Consider the following 18,908-nt stretch of genomic DNA (forward strand, 5'->3'; position numbering starts at 1 on the left):
TCCCCCGCAAGCTGTCCCCCGCAAGCTGTCCCCCGCGAGAACACCCAGGTCAGTCTCGCGAGGCGTCAGCCCGAATGTCACACCCACATCAGAACGGCGGCGGATTCTCCGCGTTCCAGCGGTCGATTTCACGTTTGTCGGCGCGTTTCACCGATTCTGCACGGCGTGAACGTATCTGGGCGATGCGTTGTCGCGCGAGGTGGTCCGTCGGTTGGTCGGGCGGTGCGAGACTGGTGAACAGATCGCGGCCGGTGTAGGCGTTGCCCTGGTACATGTGGCCGTCCGGTGATTGGAAGAACACGGTGCCCATCTCGTCTTGGTAGTCGCGCCATCCTGAGTCGAAGGTTTTGAATCTGTGGTGGAATCTGCACAGCGGCTTGAGGTTTCGCCGGATGGTTTTGCCGCCGGCCTTGCCGTGGGGTGTTGTGTGGTCGAGGTCGGCGCGCCAGACGGGGTTGGTGCATCCGGGGAAGGTGCAGCACAATTCGCCGCACCTGATCAGTTCGGCCAGCTTGCGGCCCGGCTTGTAGCGACGTGCGGCCCTCGCACGCCGGGCGTGAGCAGGATTGTGCCAGTGATCGTCCGTGTCCGTGTCCTTGTGTCTGTGGTCGTCGGTGTTGCTGTGGTCGGTGTGGACGTAGGACCGGTGGGCCTCGGCCAGCAGATCGCGAGCGGTCTCGGCGTCGATGACACCGTGCCCGTCGAGGAACGCCGGGTTGTCGTCGCGTCCGAGCAGGGTGGACAGATTCACGACGATGTGGAATGTGGGTCGCGGTGCGCCGTCAGGCGGTTGGGTCGAGGATGCATCAGGCTCCGCGACTGTGCCGTCGGCGGGCGTCGGCACGCCCGTTGTGGCGTCGAACGATTCGGTCGCGTCGAACGGGTCGACGGTGTCGGGTGCACCGCTCACGCAGTCCTGGCAACGGCATTCGAGCACCGTGTGTCCGGCTGCCAGGGCCACGAGTCCGTCGAGGCGCCGTTGCGCTTTGGTACGCGGGTCATCGTCGTGGACGCCGGCGGCCATCGCGTCGAGTTTCGCGTTGACGGCAGCAGCATGTTCGGCGGGTAGCGTTGCCGACATCCGCGACTGGCCCGGCGTGTGCCGATCCGAGCGCACCGTGATCGCCCGATCCTTGGCGACAACCTCGCGACGTTTGCGGGTGGCACCGGCATCGGTCCGGGCGATCGTCGCGTCGAGCATCGTCAGGAAACGTGTCATCGACATCGGTGGACGATTCTCGATCTCACCCACCAATGCCGTATCGAGTGCCCCCATCTTCTCCTGATCGACCGGCTCGCTGCGTTTGACGACCATCAGGAACCGCGGCAGGTCGATGCGTCCGATGGCCAACATGCCACCGACGAAGGGCAACTGATTGCGCATCACACTGCCTCCGACGATCAACTCCCGCGCCCGCGCGGGTGTGACGGTCAGGGCCGCACCGACTTCGGCGATTGTCCTTTCCAGCCCGTTGGGGCCGTAGCGTCCGCGCGGGTCGTCGCCGGCACGGCCGAGCATCGCGGTGGCCGCGACGGTCTGTGGGTCGGCCTCACCCGAACCGACCGCGGCGGCCACCGTCGCGAGGTAGTCCTCCTCGTGCTCTTCATGAATCAGGCTGATGGCCTGCAACATTCGGAAGTCGGCAGAGGCGCTCACCGCCACGCAGTGGTGTAACACCTCGATCAACTCGGCAGCGCAATGATCCTCGTCGGTACGCAACTGCTCGAGCAGCATTCCCTGGGACATGAATCGAACGTACATTCGACCACCGACAGGTTTTGTTTGCCCTGTCGTAGCCGGGATCCGAGCTGCCTGTCATCTCGCCGGCGGATTTCCCACGCCGGATTTAGCAGATTTGTACCTCTCCTTTATTCAGAAGATTGATCAACAAGGGGGAGCAATGTCGGATCTGGTGGTCGATCCAGCTGCCGTCGGTTCGGCGGCGACGGAGATATCACGTTGCGCCTCGCGGCTGATGGCGCTCGAACTCACGTCGTACGCGGGCCTCGAGGGGACCACGTCGACTTTCAGCCAGCTGGCGGGACAGTTCGAGGGCGCGACGAGCGATATGTCCGCGGTCGCCGCGACCGCGGACCAGAAGATCTCTGCGTCACTGGCTAACGCGTCTGGCGCGGTTTCGGCGTTCTCGGAACTGGTCGTCGGCTTCAAGAACACGACTGTCGACACCGACGAGCAGAACGCGGGAAGGCTGCGGGATGCCGTCCCGTATCCCGCTTGTCAGGGGCAACAGACAGACCGTACGGTCCCGATCGACGTCTTGCTCTCGGTGAAGTAGCGAATGCCACCCAGCTACAACGAGGTGATGGCATGGAATCCTGACGTCCTGACCTCGATCGCACACGGAATCGTCAAACTTCAGGCCCATCTCGAGGTCGAAGCGCCGAAGGCCGGAAACCCGGTCCTCGACCTGACGGCCACACAGTGGGCGGGGGAGGCACGCGGGCCCGCCGACAATCGGGCCGCCGGGATCACCCGATGGCTCAAGGGAGTGGCCGACGAGTACGGCGACCTGGCTGCCGCGCTCAACGCGGGCGCGCCCGAGATTCGCGGGGCGATGACCGCACTGGCGAATCGGACGACGCTCGCCGATGCGGATGGCTACATCCTCGACCGAGGCAGCCGTAGCTACACCGTGAGTTTCCAGCCCGATCGCGCGCCCGACGGCGCCGAGTTCGACGCCGGCACGGCACATGAGCATCAGACGGCCCTGCACAACCTCGGCACTGCTGCGGATACCGCCGTGACGAACGCCAGGAATGCGATCAACGCGGCGCTCTCTGAAATCGGGGGCATCACGCCGGCCTCGATCGCCGCCAACCGCGGAGCGATCGACCCCACGCTGGCCGCCGGTGACAGCGAGGCAATCCGCAATGGCACCGCCACCCCACAGCAACGCGGACGATTCGCTCGAGCGATGAGCCTCACCCCTGAGCAGTTGACCAAGCTGCAGGCGGGCGAGCCGGTCGACATCGATCCGTCACGGCTGGCCAACATCAAGAATGCGTTGGCGGCGGACCCTGGGAACGGTGATCTGGCGAGCCCGGCAGTGACGGCGGCCATGGCTGCCGCTGAACAGCGAGGTAAAGATATCCGCGATGCCTATAGTCGGCCCAGGAGGTCGGTGGGTCAGGCGGGGATGAGTGCTGACGATATCGCCCGGCTCAATGGACTGGGTAAAACCATGGCGCGCGGTTCTGGTCTCCTTGGAGTAGCCGTCACAGGGTTTGACGAATTCAGCAAGTACGACAGGGGTGAGCAGGACGGAGGCGACGCTGCCGCCGCGACGGGCGGGGCGCTCGCCGGCGGTATGGTCGGCGGTGCGGCGGCTGGAGCGGTGGTCGGGTCTTTCGCGGGACCCGTCGGCACCGCGATCGGTGCCGGTATCGGTGCCGCAATTGGCAGCAAGGCGGGATCTGATGCGGCGAAGGTCGTGAAAGGGTGGTTCGACTAGTGGTGACTCGCAATACCAAGAAGCGCACGCGTGAACCTCGACATCTTGCGAAGTCGTTTCCCCGTGGGTTCTCGTACTACACCGCGGAGTTCATCAGCTTCGTCACCAACCGCTTGGTGGTATTGCCGACCGGTCTCGCGTTCATCGTCGGACTGTACTTCGGCGATGCGCTGTTCCACTGACGTAAGGAATCGTGACGACTCATGATTGCCGCCACCGAATATGCGATCGCCCGCTTCGGCTGCACGGTGACCTTGTGCGCGACAACGGAATCGCTGGACTTCACGCCTCCGCCCGCCTGGTACGAGCTGGATTCCGAGTCGGCGCACGCCGCGATGGCGAGTCGAGTGCTGTTGCGCTCGACCACTCCGACCCCGAGGTTTGTTCCCAACGTGGCCGTCCAGTACTTCGACCTCGGCGCGACGGACGTGATAGACCTCGCGGAGATCGACACCGGTTTCGACATCGGCGCCCTCGACAGTGGCACGATCCTGAATCATGACGTCCGACCTGACGGAAACCTCAGCGTGGACGAGGGCACCTATCGGGCCGACGGCGGGGAACTACGTGTCCGACGTTCGCAACTCGCCTACCTCACGCCGGTTGGCCACTCCATGTTGTCGATCGTGACGGCCACCACCGCAGTCGACGATTGGGACAGCACGGAATTCGAGATCAGAGACATGGAGGAGCGTTGGATCAGGACGACAATCCCAACAAGTGGCGTCAGATGAAGACGTACTTCACCGGGAAGGTTTCGATGCTCGTCACCTACCCGATCCTGGGCTTCGGTGCCGGCATGCTCATCGGCTACGTCACCGGCTGATCTGTGGTGCGCTCGGGGGTGCCGGCACCGGCCACGAGTGCTGTCGAAGGGCGGCCCAGTATCCTCGATCAGTGCACGTAATCGCCGACTGGCTCGTCGAGCTGGTGGAATCGGTGCCGTCGTGGGCGGTGTACCTGGTGACGTGCGCGGTCGTCTACGCCGAGACCTCCACCCTCATCCTGGGGCTGATCCTGCCCAGCGAGGCGACACTGCTGGCGGCAGGCGTCGCCGCGGCCGTCGGACCGACCTCGATCGGCGCCCTCGTGGTGGCGGTCTGCGTGGCCGCCGTCGCGGGCGACGTCACCGGCTACTGGATCGGGCACACCTCCGGGCATCGGGTGAAGGCGTCGCGAGCGGGGCAACGGTTCGGCGAGGAGCGGTGGAAGAGTGCCGAGGCGCGGATCGACCGGGACGGCATGGTCGCGGTCGCCACCGGACGATGGATCGGGTATGTGCGCACCCTCGTGCCACCGGTGGCTGGGATGACCCGGATGCGCCCGCTGCGTTTCGGCATCGCCGACGTCATCGGCGCCACCACCTGGGCGACCACCGTGCTGCTGGTCGGCTACTTCGCCGGCGCCGCGCTCGGCGCGACATTGCTGCTCTACGCCACCGCGGCGCTCATCGTCGGCGCGGGCGGCTGGTACATCTGGCGGAAGTGGCGGGCGCGGCGGTCGGCCTGAGGCACGGAGAACTCCCACCCGCACGCAATGCATCGCGTGTGGGTGGGAGTCTTGCGTGTTGTTGGCGTCAGGCGCCGCGGGTGGTCGCGGTCAGGTGCGGATACCCCTTGCGCCGGTTCAGGATCGACAGATCAAAGTTCCCAGCACCATCGATCCGCCGGGTGTAGAGATTCACCTTGGCGGGCAACAGGATCGGCTTGCCGAAGCGCACCGTGTAGGTGACGTCGTCGGGCAGCTGGGCCTCGACGTTGGCGATTGCCGCTGCGGCACTCCACATCCCGTGTGCAATGGCCTTCGGGAAGCCGAATGCCTTGGCCGTCAGGTTGCCCATGTGGATGGGATTGCGATCACCGGACGCCTCGGCGTACTGGCGAATGCTTCCGAGGTCCACGGACAGCACCGCGTCCGGGGGCGGCGGCGCGATCTCCTTGGGCGCAGGCCCGCGCGGTTCGTCGGACAGGCTGGTCCGCTGCTGCTTGAGGAACGTCGCCACCTGGGTGGTCACGAGTTCCGAACCGACGCTGACCTCCGAGATCATGTCGACCAGCAGGCCCTTGCGGTGCTCGCGCAGGTTCTCCGCATGTGTGTCGATGGTCAGGGGCTCGTCGACGCCGATCGGCCGAAGGCGGTGGATGCTGTTCTCGACATGCACCGAACCGACGGCGCCGAACGGAAAGTCGTTGTCGGTCATGACCTTCATCGCCAGCGGGAACTGCAGCACGAACGGATACGTGACCGGGAGCGTCGAGCCGAACCGTTGCCCGGTGACCCGCGTGTAGGCGTGCAGCCGTTCGGCATCCACGCGGACGTTCTCCAGGCGGTAGTGCCGGTCGGGGATGGTGGCGTCAGCGCGCACCGTGGCCGGCTTGCCGATGACCGGCAGCATGGCGCCGACCGCCTTGGAGTAGACCTCCGCGGTGCCCGGCGCGCTCGGGAGCGTGATCGTCTTGGCCATCACGCACCCAGGAATCCCTGGCCGCACACGCGGACCACGTTGCCGGTGATGGCGCTCGACGCCGGGCTCGCGAAGTAGGCCACGGTCTCCGCGACGTCGACGGTCTGGCCGCCCTGCTGCAGCGAGCTCATCAGGCGCCCGGCCTCCCGCGTGGCCACCGGGATGGCCGCGGTCATCTTGGTCTCGATGAAGCCGGGGGCCACCGCGTTGATGGTGATGCCCTTCTCCGCGAGGATCGGCGCATACGTGTCGACCAGCCCGATCACACCCGCCTTGGACGCGCCGTAGTTGGTCTGACCGCGGTTGCCTGCGATGCCCGCGATGGACGACACGTCGACGACGGAACCGCCCTCACGCAGCGCGCCCTTCTCCAGCAGGTCGTTGACCAACCGCTGCGGTGCGATCAGATTGACTCCGATGACCGAGTCCCAGCGCGATGCGTCCATGTTGGCGAGCAGCTTGTCGCGGGTGATGCCGGCGTTGTTGACGATGATGTCGATGCCGCCATGACGCTCGAGTGCGTGGTCGGCGAGCTTGGTGCCGGCGTCGTCGGCGGTGACGTCGAGCGGGAAGGCGGTGCCCTTGATCTTGTTCGCGGTCTCCGACAGGGCCTCGCCTGCCTGCGGGACGTCGGCGGCGATCACGTGGGCGCCGTCGCGGGCCAGCACCTCGGCGATGGTGGCGCCGATGCCGCGGGCGGCACCGGTCACCACGGCGACCTTGCCGGCCAGCGGCTTGTCCCAGTCGGCTGGGGCCTTCGCATCGTCGGCGCCGACCCGGATGACCTGCGCGTCCACGAATGCCGACTTCGCGGAGAGCACGAAGCGGACGGTCGACTCCAGCCCGGTCAGCCCGGTCTTGGCGTCGGGGGAGACGTAGACCAGCTGGACCGTCGCGCCCTTCTGCAGTTCCTTGCCCACCGAGCGGGTGAAGCCCTCGAGTGCGCGCTGCGCGACGTGCTCGTTCGGATCGCTGATCAGCTCGGGCGTGGTGCCGATGACCAGGAAGCGCGCCGACGGCGCGAGTGAGCGCATGTTCGGCGCGAAGAACTCGAACAGCTCACGCAGCTCTGCCGGCGAGGTGATCCCGGTTGCGTCGAAGACCAGGGCGCCGTACTTGTCGGCGCTGCGGCCGGTGGTGGCGTTCTGGATCACGTCGTAGTCGGGCGAGGTGAGGATCTCGCGCAGCGGCTCCACCACGCGGCCGGCGCCGCCGAGCAGCACGGGGCCCGGCAGGGCGGGTTCGGACGGCTTGTACCGACGCAGGGTGGGTGGGACCGGCAGGCCCGCCTGCTTGGCGATGAACGAACCGGGGGCGGAGTGGACGAAATTCGAGTACAGGCCAGTGGCTGCCACGGGATATCTCCTCAGGTTTCTTCGGCAGGTCGGTCAGACGGTGCGGTATGTGCGACGACGCCTGAGTGAGCGTCGTTCGACAACTAACTTACTCATGAGTAAGAATAGCTCATAGACATCGAACTACACCCCCTGGGAGATCGAAGTGGCTCAAGCACCCAAGACCCGCAGCACGCGTCCGGTCGCGATCCTCGGCGGCAACCGGATTCCGTTCGCCCGCCAGGACAAGGCCTATGCAAAGGTCAGCAACCAAGAGATGTTCACCGCAGCCCTCGACGGGCTGGTGAGCCGCTTCAACCTGCAGGGCGAGCAGCTCGGCATGGTCGCCGGCGGCGCGGTGCTCAAGCATTCGCGTGACTTCAACCTCATCCGTGAGTGCGTGCTCGGCTCGGCGCTCTCGCCGTACACCCCGGCCTTCGACATCCAGCAGGCGTGCGGCACCGGCCTGCAGGCGATCGTCGCCGTCGGCGACGGCATCGCGTCCGGTCGCTACGACGTCGCGGTCGGTGGCGGTGTGGACACCACCTCGGACGCGCCGATCGGTGTCTCGGAGTCGATGCGTCGTCAGATGCTCGAGGTCAACCGGGCCCGCAGCGTCAAGGACCAGGCCCTCGCCGCCCTGAAGCTGCTCCCGAAACTGGGCATCGAGATCCCGCGCAACGGCGAGCCGCGCACCGGGATGTCGATGGGTGAGCACGCCGCCATCACCGCCAAGGAGTTCGGCGTCAAGCGTGCCGATCAGGACGCGCTGGCCGCGGCCAGTCACCAGAACATGGCCGCCGCCTACGACAGCGGCTTCTTCGACGACCTGATCACGCCGTTCCTGGGTCTCACCCGGGACCAGAATCTGCGTGGCGACTCCACCGCGGAGAAGCTCGCCAAGCTCAAGCCGGTGTTCGGGGTCTCGCTGGGCGACGCGACGATGACCGCAGGCAACTCCACCCCGCTCACCGACGGTGCCTCGACGGTGCTGTTGTCGAGCGACGAGTGGGCCGACGCGAAGGGTCTGCCGGTGCAGGCCTATCTGGTGGACAGCGAGAGCGCGGCCGTCGACTATGTCAACGGGCCCGACGGTCTGCTGATGGCACCGACCTACGCGGTGCCGCGTCTGCTCGAGCGCAACGGACTCACCCTCCAGGACTTCGACTTCTACGAGATCCACGAGGCATTCGCCTCGGTGGTGCTCGCCACCCTGGCCGCGTGGGAATCCGACGAGTACTGCAAGGAGCGCCTTGGCCTCGACAACGCGCTCGGTGCGATCGACCGCACCAAGCTCAACGTGCACGGATCGTCGCTTGCCGCGGGCCACCCGTTCGCGGCCACCGGCGGCCGGATCATCGCGCAGGCGGCCAAGACGATCAAGGAGAACGGTGGCGGTCGTGCGCTGATCTCGATCTGTGCGGCCGGCGGTCAGGGCGTCACCGCGATCGTCGAGGGGTAGGCGCCACCAGCCCCCGACATCGATCCGATCACGCTCGGTGAAAAAAATTCTGGGATAGATGTAACGCGACGCAAAGTAGCGTAGATATACGAGTAGCTCCGGCTGAGCTGCCAGACCCCCGACCCGGCAGCTCGGCCGGGGCGCCTACTTTTCTCGGCGCCTCTCGCCACCACCCTTTTATAGTTCTCCACATATGGTTGATTTCGTGAGCACGTTTCCGACAGCGCGTACTGCGGTGCGCATCATGGTCGGTGCTCTCGCCGTCGTGAGCGTGGTACTTGCCACGGATCTCCTTCTGACCAAGGACAACACCGCACGCGGCGCTGTCGTGGCCGGTGTGCCCGCGGGCCATCTCGACCGTGACGAGGCCCAGGGGGTCATCGACGGTCTGTCGGCCCGCACCACCGAACCGGTCTGGCTGCGCACGGAGTCGGGCACCGCGATGGTCGACGCCGAGGCCCTCGGACTCACCTTCGACCCCGACGCGACGCTGGACCGGCTGATGGAGCAGACGAAGAACCCGTTCACGCGGCTGGCGGGCATGGTCGGCATGTCTCAGACGATCGACCCCGTCGTGCACATCGATCGGGCGGCCTTCGACAGCACGATCGACGAACAACAACCGACCCTCGAGAAGGCAGCCGTGGAGGGTGCGGTGCGGTATGAGGGCACCACTCCGGTCGAGGTGATGCCCATCGCGGGCGAGCGAGTCGCCCACGATGCCGCTGCCGCCACACTTGCCGAGAGGTGGTTGTACGGGCAGCCGATCGATCTGCCGGTCGAGGATTTCGACCCGACGGTCTCGGCCGACGTGGTCCGCGAAACTGCTGCCGGTCCCGCCGTCCGCGCCGTCGCCGGACCGCTCACGCTCAAGGGCTCCGACAACGCGACCGTGCGCCTCGCGCCCGCACAGCTCGGCTCGATCCTGTCCTTCGGCCCCGACGGCCAGGGCGGGCTGAAGCCGGTCATCAACCCGAAGAAGGGTGTTGCGCTGCTCGGTCCCCGGTTGGCGGCCACCGAACGCAAGCCCGTCGACGCCACGTTCTCGCTGCGCACGGGCAGCCCAACCGTCGTACCGGCCCGTGACGGCGCCCGGGTCGACTGGACGAAGACCTTCGCCTCGATCGCGGCGGTGACGACCGGTGCCGATGCCTCGGACGAACGTGTCGTCGAGGTGGCCTACCAGCCTCTCCCGGCACGTCTGACGACGGACGACGCTCGCAAACTCGGTGTCCGCGAGGTGGTCGGCGAGTTCACGACGTCGGGATTCACCAGCGCATCCGGTGAGAACATCCGCCTCGTCGCCGACGAGGTCGACGGCGCGCTGATCCTGCCGGGCAAGACGTTCTCGCTCAACACCCACACCGGACCCCGCGGGACCGCACAGGGCTACGTGACGTCGACGATCATCGACCACGGTCACGCCGCCAAGGCGGTCGGCGGCGGCATCTCGCAGTTCGCGACGACGCTCTACAACGCGTCGTACTTCGCGGGTCTCGAGGACGTCGACCACACCGAGCACTCCTATTACATCTCCCGCTATCCGGAAGCACGCGAGGCGACCGTCTTCGAGGGGGCGATCGACCTCGTGTTTCGCAACAACACGCCGCACGGGGTCTACATCGAGACGAACTGGACGCCGTCGGACGTGACGGTCCGGATGTGGAGCACCACCACCATGGACGTCGAGTCGATCACCGGCACCCGCCACTCCTACACCGAGCCGCCGCTGGTGAAACTGCCGAAGGGCGACGACTGCATGGCCTCGAGCGGCAGTCGCGGATTCACCACGTCCAACACCCGGGTGATCTCCGACGCGAAGAGCGGCGCGGAGGTGCGCCGGCACACCCGCACCGTCAAATACGATCCGGAACCGAAGGTCGCCTGCGTCTGACGGTCTGCTGGTGAGTGCCACCGAACAATCGCTCGGTGGCGGGTGTCGGCGATGCCATCCTGCGATGTAATCTCCACCTCGTGGATATCAATGGAGCAAGTGCAATTGTCACGGGCGGCGCATCCGGTATCGGTGCGGCGGCGGTTCGCCAGCTGGCGGCCAAGGGGGCCAAGGTCGTCGTCGCCGACCTGCAGGCCGACAAGGGCGAGGAGCTGGCCAAGGAAGTCGGGGGCACCTTTGTGCGCGTCGACGTCACCGACACCGCGCAGATCGAGGCGGCCGTCACCAAGGCCACCGAACTCGGCCCGCTGCGGGCCCTGGTGAACTCGGCAGGCATCGGCTGGGCCCAGCGCACCATCGGCAAGGACGGCGAGTTCTCGTCGGCCCACGATCTCGATGCCTACAAGAAGGTCATCGCCATCAACCTGATCGGTACCTTCGACTGCATCCGGCTCGCCGCGACCGCGATGAGCCGCAACGAGCCGCTCGAGTCGGGCGAACGCGGTGCGGTCGTCTCGATGGCCAGTGTCGCGGCCTTCGACGGTCAGATCGGCCAGGCCTCGTACTCGTCGTCGAAGGGCGGCGTCGTCGGCATGACCCTGCCGGTCGCGCGTGATCTCGCCGCGGTGGGCGTGCGCGTCAACACCATCGCCCCCGGCCTGATCGACACCCCGATCTACGGTGAGGGAGAGGCCTCGGAGGCCTTCAAGGCGAAGCTCGGCGAGTCCGTGCTGTTCCCGCATCGTCTCGGCAAGCCGGACGAACTGGCGTCGATGGTCGTCGAGCTGGTCACCAACTCGTACATGAACGCCGAGGTCATCCGCGTCGACGGAGGCATCCGGATGCCACCGAAGTAGTCGTTCCCGTACTCGGACCTGCCCCCGGCTCGCGATGTCGAGCCGGGGGCAGTTCTCTGTTGGGCGCCTCGTCGTCGACGAAGCCGATGCCATTCGAATGGTAGCTTCGATGCCATGAAGACCACCATTGATCGGTCGGGGCGGATCGTCGTTCCCAAAGAGCTGCGCGACCGCGTGGGGCTCGTGCCCGGAGAGGTGGAGATCACCGTGTCGGGGAGCGGCCTCGTCCTCGAGCCCGTGGCGACCGACGAGTTACTGGCCGACGACGACGGTCTGCTGATCCTGCCTGCCGGTGGTGCCGAATTGTCGAGCGACGACATCCGTGAGTTGCGCCTTGGCGACCAACGCTGACACGATCCTGCTCGACACGAGCGCGGCTATCGCACTCGTTCGTCCGGAACAGTCCGGGCACCGGGCTGTTCGCGCGGCGGTGCGAGGCCTCGTGCTGGGCCTCAGTGGGCATGCCGCCTTCGAGACCTACTCCGTGCTCACGCGATTACCGCCGCCGCAGCGTCTGACAGCGTCGGCCGCCGCCCGGCTCATCAAGACCGACTTCCCGTTCGAGTGCCATCTGGCTCCGGGAACCGCGGCACAGCTGATCGAATCATTCTCTGCGGCAGGCATATCCGGGGGCGCGGTATACGACGGTCTGGTCGCCTCCGCGGCAGTGGCGGCGGGGCTCCCGTTGGTCAGCGTGGACCGTCGAGCCGAACACATCTATCGGTCTCTCGGGGTGCAGCTCCGCATGCTGTGAACTCGGTCGATGCCCCGCGGTCTGTCCCCGAAAACAGTTCTTCCCCCGGCTCTGCGTTCTCTCCCCGCATGCATGCGGAGGATGAGAACGGAACCGGGGGAAGAACTTCGGTCAGGTGAGGTGACGGCCGATCAGAAGACCGCTTCGTCGATCTCCATGATGTCCGCGTCGATGTTCTCGACGGTGCCGCGCACGGCGGTCAGCAGCGGGAGCATGGACTTCGCGAAGAAGCTGGCGACCGCGACCTTGCCCTCGTAGAAGGACTTGTCGTCGTCCGAGGCGCCGGCGTCGAGAGCGGAGAGTGCCACCTCGGCCTGACGCAGCAGCAGCCAGCCGATGAGGAGGTCGCCCACCGACAGCAGGAAACGCACCGAGCCGAGGCCCACCTTGTAGAGCTCCTGCGGGTTCTCCTGGGCGTTCATCAGGTAGCCGGTGAGGCTCGCGGCCATGGCCTGCACGTCGTCGACGGCGGTCTTGAGCAGCGCCCGCTCGGACTTCAGGCGACCGTTGCCACCCTCGGCATCGAGGAACTTCTGGATCTCTCCCGAGACGTGCGCGAGGGCCTGGCCCTTGTCGCGGATGATCTTGCGGAAGAAGAAGTCCTGCGCCTGGATGGCCGTGGTGCCCTCGTAGAGCGAGTCGATCTTCGAGTCACGGATGTACTGCTCGATCGGGTAGTCCTGCAGGAAGCCGGAACCGCCGAGGGTCTGCAGCGACTCGTGGCCGAGGGTGCCGTAGGCGCGCTCGGAGCCGACGCCCTTGACGATCGGCAGCAGCAGGTCGTTGACCTTGTGCGCCATCTCGGCATCCGCGCCCGAGACGATCTGAGCGGCAACGGGATCCTGATGTGATGCCGTGTAGAGGTAGATCGCGCGCAGACCCTCGGCGTAGGCCTTCTGGGTCATCAGCGAACGACGCACGTCCGGGTGGTGCGTGATGGTGACGCGCGGCGCGGTCTTGTCGGTCATCTGGGTCAGGTCGGCGCCCTGCACACGCTCCTTGGCGTAGTCCAGAGCGTTGAGGTACCCGGTCGACAGGGTGGAGATGGCCTTGGTGCCCACCATCATCCGCGCGTGCTCGATGACATCGAACATCTGCGCGATGCCGTCGTGCACCTCGCCGACGAGCCAGCCCACGGCCGGCGTGCCGTGCTGGCCGAAGCTGAGCTCACAGGTGGCCGAGGCCTTGATGCCCATCTTGTGCTCGACGTTGGTCACGAAAACGCCGTTGCGCTCGCCCAATTCGCCGGTCTCGTGGTCGAAGTGGAACTTCGGCACGAAGAAGAGTGAGAGGCCCTTGGTGCCCGGCTTTGCGCCCTCGGGACGCGCGAGCACCAGGTGGAAGATGTTCTCGGTCATGTCCTGGTCAGCGGAGGTGATGAATCGCTTCACACCGTCGATGTGCCAGGTGCCGTCTTCCTGCTTGACGGCCTTGGTGCGGGCCGCGCCGACGTCGGAGCCTGCATCCGGCTCGGTGAGCACCATCGTTGCGCCCCAGCCACGTTCGGAGCAGATGGCGGCCCACTTCTTCTGCTCCTCGGTGCCGTTGTCGAAGAAGATGTTCGCAAAGCCCGAGCCCGCCGCGTACATGAAGACAGGCGGGTTGGCGCCGAGGATCATCTCGCCGATGGCCCAGTAGAGCGACCGCGGCGCTGGCAGGCCGCCGAGTTCCTCATCGATGCCGATCTTGTCCCAGCCACCCTCGACGAGGGCGTTGTAGGACTTCGTGAATCCCTCGGGGATCGCGACGCTGTGCGTCTCCGGGTCGAATACCGGCGGGTTCCGGTCGGCCTCGGTGAACGACTCGGCGATCGGGCCCTCGGCCAGTGTCTTGACCTCGCGAAGCATGTCGACGGCCGTCTCGTGGTCGAGATCGCCGAAGTCGCCCTCTTCGAGCACCTTGTCGAGGTCGAACATCTCGAACAGGTTGAAGTGGAGGTCGCGCATGTTGCTCTTGTAATGGCCCATGAAAGTTTCCTTCTCTGACAAGTCTGGGTGGGCTACGAGTCGTTCGGCGATCGCATAAGTTACTCGCCGGTAACCTAAGGATACCTCCGATCTCGTGCGCAGACCAACTCGATCCGGGTGTGATCAGCACTGACGGCTGCCAGCAGGGATTTCGGCCGTGACGTTCGGACGAAACGGACGGCGTTCGCGTCGTCGGCCGGGGCGAACGACGGCGATCGTGGCACCCAGGGCGACGGTGAGTCCGATGATCGTCGTCGGCGTGAGGGGTTCGCCGAACATCGCCGCGCCCCAGAGGGTGGTGACCGGCGGCATGAGGAACATCAGCGCGTTGACCGAGGTGACGCCGAGTCGGTCCACCAGGATCCAGTAGAGGCCGTATCCGCCGAGCGTCGACATCCCGATGAGCCACGCGATCGCCAGCCAGAATCCCGCGGCGGCCGGCGGCGTCGCGGTGCCGGTGACCAGGCAGATAGCGGTGAAGATGATCGCCGAGGTGGTGCAGTGGACCGCGAGCGACTCGGTACGGGTCAGCGTGGTGGTCGCGCGTCGATCCAGAAAGGTGGCCGCGACCAGGCTTGCCATCCCGGCGAGGGGGACCAGATAGGCCCACCAGGGTGCGGCCGTGGCCGACGTGGTGGCATCTGTCCACGTCACGATCGCCACTCCGGTGGCGCCGAGCAGGAGTCCGATCCACTGCCGGCCGCTCACGGCGGCGCCGAGGAGTGGTCCGGCCAGCACGGCCACTGCCAGCGGTTGCACGCCGTCGATCAGCGCGGTGGTCCCGGTGCTGACGCCGAGTCCGATCGCCCAGTACACGGTCAGGGTGTATCCGCACTGCGACAGCGCCCCGACGCCGACCTGGGCCGCCCAGCCGTGCCGCGCCCGGCGGGTGCCGGGTGAGCGGCGTGCGAGGACTGCGGCGACAACGGCGAGGGCCAGGGCGATGGGCACGAAGCGCCACATCAGCAGCGTGGTCGCCGGAGCGTCGGACGCTCCGAGCTTGGCCCCGATGAACCCCGACGACCAGGACGCGACGAACAGGATAGAGAGGCCGGTGCTCATCCACGCTGCTGATCCGGTGGCGGGTATACCGATCGGTGAAGTTCGCATGAGATCGACTTTACCGATCGGTGTAGTCTCTGTCATGTGACCACCGAGATCGATTGGACGCCGAAGGCGAGGGCGATTCTGGACGCCGCGTCGGACCTCTTCTATGCGCAGGGGATCCACGCCGTCGGCGTGGAGGCGATCGCCGAGCGGGCGGGCGTCACCAAGAGGACGCTCTACGACCGTTTCGGGTCGAAGGAGCGACTCGTGGTGGAGTACCTGCTCGCCCGGGACGCCTCATGGCGAGCATTCCTGGCCGACCGGCTGGCGGCCGCCGACAACGGTGTCGTCGCGCAGGTGTCCGCCGTCTTCGACGCGAGCCGCGGCTGGGCCGCCGAGCGAGGTCCCAAGGGCTGCAGCATGATCAACGCGCATGCGGAGATCAGCGACCCCGCGCATCCCGCCTATCCCGTCATCGTCGGACAGAAGCGGTGGATGCTCGAGCTCTTCACCCGGATCGTCGACACCGCGGGGACGCGGGTATCCGAGGCGATCGCCGCGCGCCTGATGCTGTTGCACGAAGGGGCGCTCGTCGCCGCGGGGATGGGTGTCGTCGAGGACGCGTTCGACGAGGCGAGATCGCTTGCCGTCGAGCTGCTGCGGTCAGAGCGCGTCGCGTAGATACCTCAGGTCGTCAGGAATGCCGTCGGCGGGCGTCTCGAGGATCACCGGCGCGTCCGCGGCCTTGGCGACCGCGGCCAGGACGGCGGGTTCGATGTGGCCGTCGCCGAGATTCGCGTGCCGGTCCCGCCCGGAGTCGAACTCGTCGCGCGAATTGTTGAGGTGCACCAGGTCGATGCGGCCGGTGATGCCCTTGACCCGTTCCACGAGTCCGACGAGGTCCTCGCCGCCTGCCCAGGCGTGGCAGGTGTCGAGACAGAAGCCTGCCTGGTCGAAATCGCCCACCGACTCCCAGAGACGGTCGATCGCCTCCAGCGTGCGGGCCATCGCGTGGTCGCCACCCGCGGTGTTCTCGATCAGGATCGGCACGCCGAAACCGCCCTTGTCGACCTGGCGATCGAAGAGCTTGCGCCAGTTGGCGAATCCCTCTTTCGCATCCTCGCCGTCGCGGAGATGGCCGCCGTGCACGACAAGTCCGAACGCGCCGAGCTCGGCGGCGGCCGTGGCCTGCTGCTCGACCGCTTTGCGCGACGGCATTCGCAGCCGGTTGTTCAGACTCGCGACGTTGATCTGATAGCTCGAATGCACGACGACGTCGATGGCCGAATCGCGGATCGCCTCGGCATCCGGTCGGGGCGCGGGCTTCTTCCAGCCCTGCGGATCGGTGACGAACATCTGGAAGACGTCGATGCCGAGTTCGTTCGCGGTGGACAGCGGGTCGGTGTCCTCACGCAGATGTGCTCCGATACGCATGGGTCAACGATAGTGTGCGCCGGCCGTCACTCGCCGACGGCCGGCACCGTCTCGATCGTGATCGGGACTCCGGTCGCGATGAGGAGTCGGCACGGGGCCTCGGAACCGTTGTAGAGACTGAGCCATTCGTGGCCGCGGCTGCCCTCGGCGTACACCGAGTCGAGGGCGCGATCGAGTCTCGCCTCGGCCTCCTTGGTGATGATGTAGCGCTGGTCGCCGTATCGAAGGTAACGGTCGGGCACGGCACTCCTCCCCAGGTCCGGTTGGTGTGATACCGATCACGATCCTAGGGGAAATCAGCGGCAACGACGGGCGCGCGGCGGTTTGCTGGTCACCAAACGCCCGATGATCACTAGGCTGACGGCAAGTGAATACGCAGGGTGCCCCGAGCGGGGGCGTGGGTGGGCAGGAATCTCGGGTGAGCATTGACGACGCGGTCGACGTCCAGGACTCGGACGATGATGCGGGATCGAAGGCTCGCCGTGCCGTGAGCAAGAAGTCCGTGGAGGACCCCGCCGGGACCAGCGGATCGGAGAACTCCGAGGCCGAGACCGCAGAGCCCGAGACGGGCGAGACGTCTGCGCCGGAAACCGAGCCGTCCGGCGTGGAACCGGTGCTCGACGACATCGCGGCCGCTGCGTCGACCGATCCCGAACCCGGCAGTCGTCGAGACCTCACCATGGTCCGACGCGTCGCGATCGCTGCCTGGGTCGTGTTCATGGTCGTCGAGGTCGCCCTCAACGGCCTGGCCTTCGACCGTACCCAGCTGATCGTCCTGCTCTGTCTGGGCATGCTGGCCGCCACCATCGGGCGGCGCAAGGCGATCAGCGTGATCATCGACTGGCTGCCGTTCGCATTGATCCTCGTGCTCTACGACTGGACCCGCGACGTCGCGCGCATCGTCGACATGCCGACACAGTGGCATCTGGCACCCGACGTCGACCATGCACTGTTCGGCGTCAATCCGACGGTGTGGCTGCAGGAGCACCTGAAAGGCGCGTCCCCGCCCTGGTGGGAGGTCATCACCAGCGTCGTCTACATGTCGTACTTCATCGTCCCGTATGCGGCCGCGGCCGTGCTCTGGCTGCGCGATCGGTCGGCATGGCGCCGCTACGCTGCGTGCTTCGTGGCGACGACGTTCCTCGCGCTCGTCGGCTACACGCTGGTCCCGGCCGCACCGCCGTGGGCGGCCGCTCGGTGTACCGCCGAGCAGGTGGTCGACCACCCGCGTGAGCCGATGTGCATGACGAACGAGGCAGGCGCCCCGGGCGGCGGCGTCCTCGGTGACGTCACGCCCACGCAGCCCGGCGCGGCGCCGTATGTGGAGCGGATCTCGGCCCGCGGCTGGAACGTCCTGAACATCCACGCGGCCTCGACGCTGGTCGAGGTGGGGCAGGGCAAGGCAAACCTCGTCGCGGCGATCCCGTCGCTGCACGCCGGTCTCACGATGTTGCTGGCGTTGTTCATGTGGCCGAGGGTCAAGGCGCTGGGCAAGACGTTGTTCATGGGTTACGCGCTCGCGATGGCCTTCACGCTGGTCTACACCGCCGAGCACTACGTCTTCGACATCCTGCTCGGCTGGGGGTTGGCGGCGTTCGTCATCGTCGTCGCGAATCTGGTCGACAAGTACTGGCTGATCCCGCGAAAGCAGCGACGTGAGGCGGCCGAGGCCCAGACGGAGGTCGGGGCAGAGGCCGAGGTGACTGCGCCCCGGTAGGCTCGTCGGCGTGTCGATCGCCCGTCTCCGCCGGCTGCCCCGCAGCGCGCCCGGAGCCGGTCTGTTGCTGACCATCGCGATGGCGATCCTGATCATGCACACCGTCGTCGCCCATTGCGCGACCGGTGGCGGTCATCATGAACCGTCGGCCGCCGACCATCCGCCGTCCTCGTCGGTGATGCAGGCGGCACAGCAGGGGATCCTCGACGACACCACGATGAGCGGTACCGACTGCGGGCTGCATCAGCATGCGTGCGTCTTCATCCGTGCCGGTGATCCCGACGTCATCATCCTGGCCGTCCTCGTACTGGCCTGGGGTTTCCCCATCCCGCCGTTGCTCCGTTCGGTACGCGGGCGGCTGCGTCTCCGGGCGGGCCGACCACCTCCATGGGCCATGCCGACACATCTGCGATTGCAGGTGATCCGCTGCTGATGGGCTCGTGCCGGACCGTGTGTCCGGTCGCCGATCAGTTCCGCCTGCGCGCACCCACACGGATGCCGCGCG

At 66.7% G+C, this 18,908-nt stretch carries 20 protein-coding genes; 13 read left to right on the forward strand and 7 right to left on the reverse strand.

Annotation, left to right across the window (positions count from 1 at the left end; translation table 11 throughout):
• Positions 1-88: 88 nt before the first annotated feature.
• Positions 89-1,747 carry an HNH endonuclease signature motif containing protein gene (locus OVA31_RS13465; protein WP_267627147.1) on the reverse strand — a complete coding sequence of 553 codons (1,659 nt, stop codon included), beginning with the start codon at positions 1,745-1,747 and terminating at the stop codon, positions 89-91.
• Here OVA31_RS13465 and OVA31_RS13470 point away from each other — a divergent pair.
• From OVA31_RS13470 to OVA31_RS13490, 5 genes are all read left to right on the forward strand, one after another.
• Positions 1,746-2,297: a hypothetical protein gene (locus OVA31_RS13470; RefSeq protein ID WP_267627148.1), complete on the forward strand. Its 552-nt coding sequence runs from the start codon at positions 1,746-1,748 to the stop codon at positions 2,295-2,297. The two genes, OVA31_RS13465 and OVA31_RS13470, sit on opposite strands and share 2 nt — an antisense overlap.
• A gap of 213 nt (positions 2,298-2,510) precedes the next feature.
• Positions 2,511-3,473 carry a hypothetical protein gene (locus tag OVA31_RS13475; RefSeq protein ID WP_267627149.1) on the forward strand — a complete coding sequence of 321 codons (963 nt, stop codon included), beginning with the start codon at positions 2,511-2,513 and terminating at the stop codon, positions 3,471-3,473.
• A 2-nt stretch (positions 3,474-3,475) separates the two neighbouring features.
• Entirely contained in the window at positions 3,476-3,655 is a 180-nt protein-coding gene (locus OVA31_RS13480; RefSeq protein WP_267627150.1) for a hypothetical protein, read from the forward strand.
• 21 nt (positions 3,656-3,676) lie between these two features.
• Positions 3,677-4,207, forward strand: a complete 531-nt coding sequence (locus tag OVA31_RS13485) for an acetyltransferase (RefSeq protein WP_267627151.1) — start codon at positions 3,677-3,679, stop codon at positions 4,205-4,207.
• A 163-nt stretch (positions 4,208-4,370) separates the two neighbouring features.
• A complete protein-coding gene (locus OVA31_RS13490; protein WP_267627152.1) occupies positions 4,371-4,982 on the forward strand; it encodes a DedA family protein in 612 nt (203 codons plus the stop codon).
• A 67-nt stretch (positions 4,983-5,049) separates the two neighbouring features.
• Here the strand turns inward: OVA31_RS13490 and OVA31_RS13495 are convergent, their stop codons facing one another.
• Together OVA31_RS13495 and OVA31_RS13500 are read right to left on the reverse strand one after the other, a co-directional pair.
• Positions 5,050-5,937, reverse strand: coding sequence for a MaoC/PaaZ C-terminal domain-containing protein (locus tag OVA31_RS13495; protein ID WP_267627153.1), 888 nt, complete (start codon positions 5,935-5,937; stop codon positions 5,050-5,052).
• Positions 5,937-7,292 carry a 3-oxoacyl-ACP reductase gene (locus OVA31_RS13500; protein WP_267627154.1) on the reverse strand — a complete coding sequence of 452 codons (1,356 nt, stop codon included), beginning with the start codon at positions 7,290-7,292 and terminating at the stop codon, positions 5,937-5,939. Before OVA31_RS13500 ends, OVA31_RS13495 begins: the two co-directional genes overlap by 1 nt.
• Positions 7,293-7,437: 145 nt before the next feature.
• On the opposite strand from OVA31_RS13500, the gene OVA31_RS13505 reads away from it, so the two are divergent.
• From OVA31_RS13505 to OVA31_RS13525, 5 genes are all read left to right on the forward strand, one after another.
• Positions 7,438-8,733: an acetyl-CoA C-acetyltransferase gene (locus OVA31_RS13505; RefSeq protein WP_267627155.1), complete on the forward strand. Its 1,296-nt coding sequence runs from the start codon at positions 7,438-7,440 to the stop codon at positions 8,731-8,733.
• Positions 8,734-8,926: 193 nt separating this feature from the next.
• Positions 8,927-10,627: a VanW family protein gene (locus tag OVA31_RS13510; protein WP_420714031.1), complete on the forward strand. Its 1,701-nt coding sequence runs from the start codon at positions 8,927-8,929 to the stop codon at positions 10,625-10,627.
• Between the two features lie 80 nt (positions 10,628-10,707).
• Complete coding sequence (locus OVA31_RS13515) at positions 10,708-11,484, forward strand: SDR family NAD(P)-dependent oxidoreductase (RefSeq protein ID WP_164308217.1); 777 nt, start codon at positions 10,708-10,710, stop codon at positions 11,482-11,484.
• 114 nt (positions 11,485-11,598) lie between these two features.
• Positions 11,599-11,835 (forward strand): AbrB/MazE/SpoVT family DNA-binding domain-containing protein, encoded by a 237-nt coding sequence (locus OVA31_RS13520; protein ID WP_267627156.1) that lies wholly within the window; start codon positions 11,599-11,601, stop codon positions 11,833-11,835.
• Positions 11,819-12,238 (forward strand): type II toxin-antitoxin system VapC family toxin, encoded by a 420-nt coding sequence (locus tag OVA31_RS13525; RefSeq protein ID WP_267627157.1) that lies wholly within the window; start codon positions 11,819-11,821, stop codon positions 12,236-12,238. Before OVA31_RS13520 ends, OVA31_RS13525 begins: the two co-directional genes overlap by 17 nt.
• A 131-nt stretch (positions 12,239-12,369) precedes the next feature.
• On the opposite strand, the gene OVA31_RS13530 is transcribed toward OVA31_RS13525, so the two are convergent.
• Positions 12,370-14,205, reverse strand: coding sequence for an acyl-CoA dehydrogenase (locus OVA31_RS13530; RefSeq protein ID WP_267627158.1), 1,836 nt, complete (start codon positions 14,203-14,205; stop codon positions 12,370-12,372).
• A 123-nt stretch (positions 14,206-14,328) separates the two neighbouring features.
• On the reverse strand, positions 14,329-15,267 hold the full coding sequence (locus OVA31_RS13535; RefSeq protein ID WP_267631524.1) for a DMT family transporter: 939 nt from the start codon (positions 15,265-15,267) through the stop codon (positions 14,329-14,331).
• Positions 15,268-15,351: 84 nt separating this feature from the next.
• Between OVA31_RS13535 and OVA31_RS13540 the strand changes: the two genes are divergently transcribed.
• Complete coding sequence (locus OVA31_RS13540; RefSeq protein WP_267627159.1) at positions 15,352-15,933, forward strand: TetR/AcrR family transcriptional regulator; 582 nt, start codon at positions 15,352-15,354, stop codon at positions 15,931-15,933.
• Here the strand turns inward: OVA31_RS13540 and OVA31_RS13545 are convergent.
• Complete coding sequence (locus OVA31_RS13545) at positions 15,916-16,686, reverse strand: deoxyribonuclease IV (RefSeq protein ID WP_267627160.1); 771 nt, start codon at positions 16,684-16,686, stop codon at positions 15,916-15,918. The genes OVA31_RS13540 and OVA31_RS13545 overlap by 18 nt on opposite strands.
• 26 nt (positions 16,687-16,712) lie before the next feature.
• Positions 16,713-16,928 (reverse strand): hypothetical protein, encoded by a 216-nt coding sequence (locus OVA31_RS13550; RefSeq protein WP_267627161.1) that lies wholly within the window; start codon positions 16,926-16,928, stop codon positions 16,713-16,715.
• Between the two features lie 176 nt (positions 16,929-17,104).
• Between OVA31_RS13550 and OVA31_RS13555 the strand changes: the two genes are divergently transcribed.
• Both OVA31_RS13555 and OVA31_RS13560 read left to right on the forward strand, forming a co-directional pair.
• The gene (locus OVA31_RS13555) at positions 17,105-18,403 is read left to right on the forward strand and encodes a phosphatase PAP2 family protein (RefSeq protein WP_420714032.1); all 1,299 of its coding nucleotides are present in this window, start codon (positions 17,105-17,107) and stop codon (positions 18,401-18,403) included.
• Between the two features lie 10 nt (positions 18,404-18,413).
• Positions 18,414-18,836: a hypothetical protein gene (locus OVA31_RS13560; RefSeq protein WP_267627162.1), complete on the forward strand. Its 423-nt coding sequence runs from the start codon at positions 18,414-18,416 to the stop codon at positions 18,834-18,836.
• Positions 18,837-18,908 lie beyond the last annotated feature (72 nt).

Origin of the sequence: Gordonia sp. SL306 (assembly GCF_026625785.1) — a bacterium.
In the GTDB taxonomy this organism is placed as follows: Bacteria; Actinomycetota; Actinomycetes; order Mycobacteriales; family Mycobacteriaceae; genus Gordonia.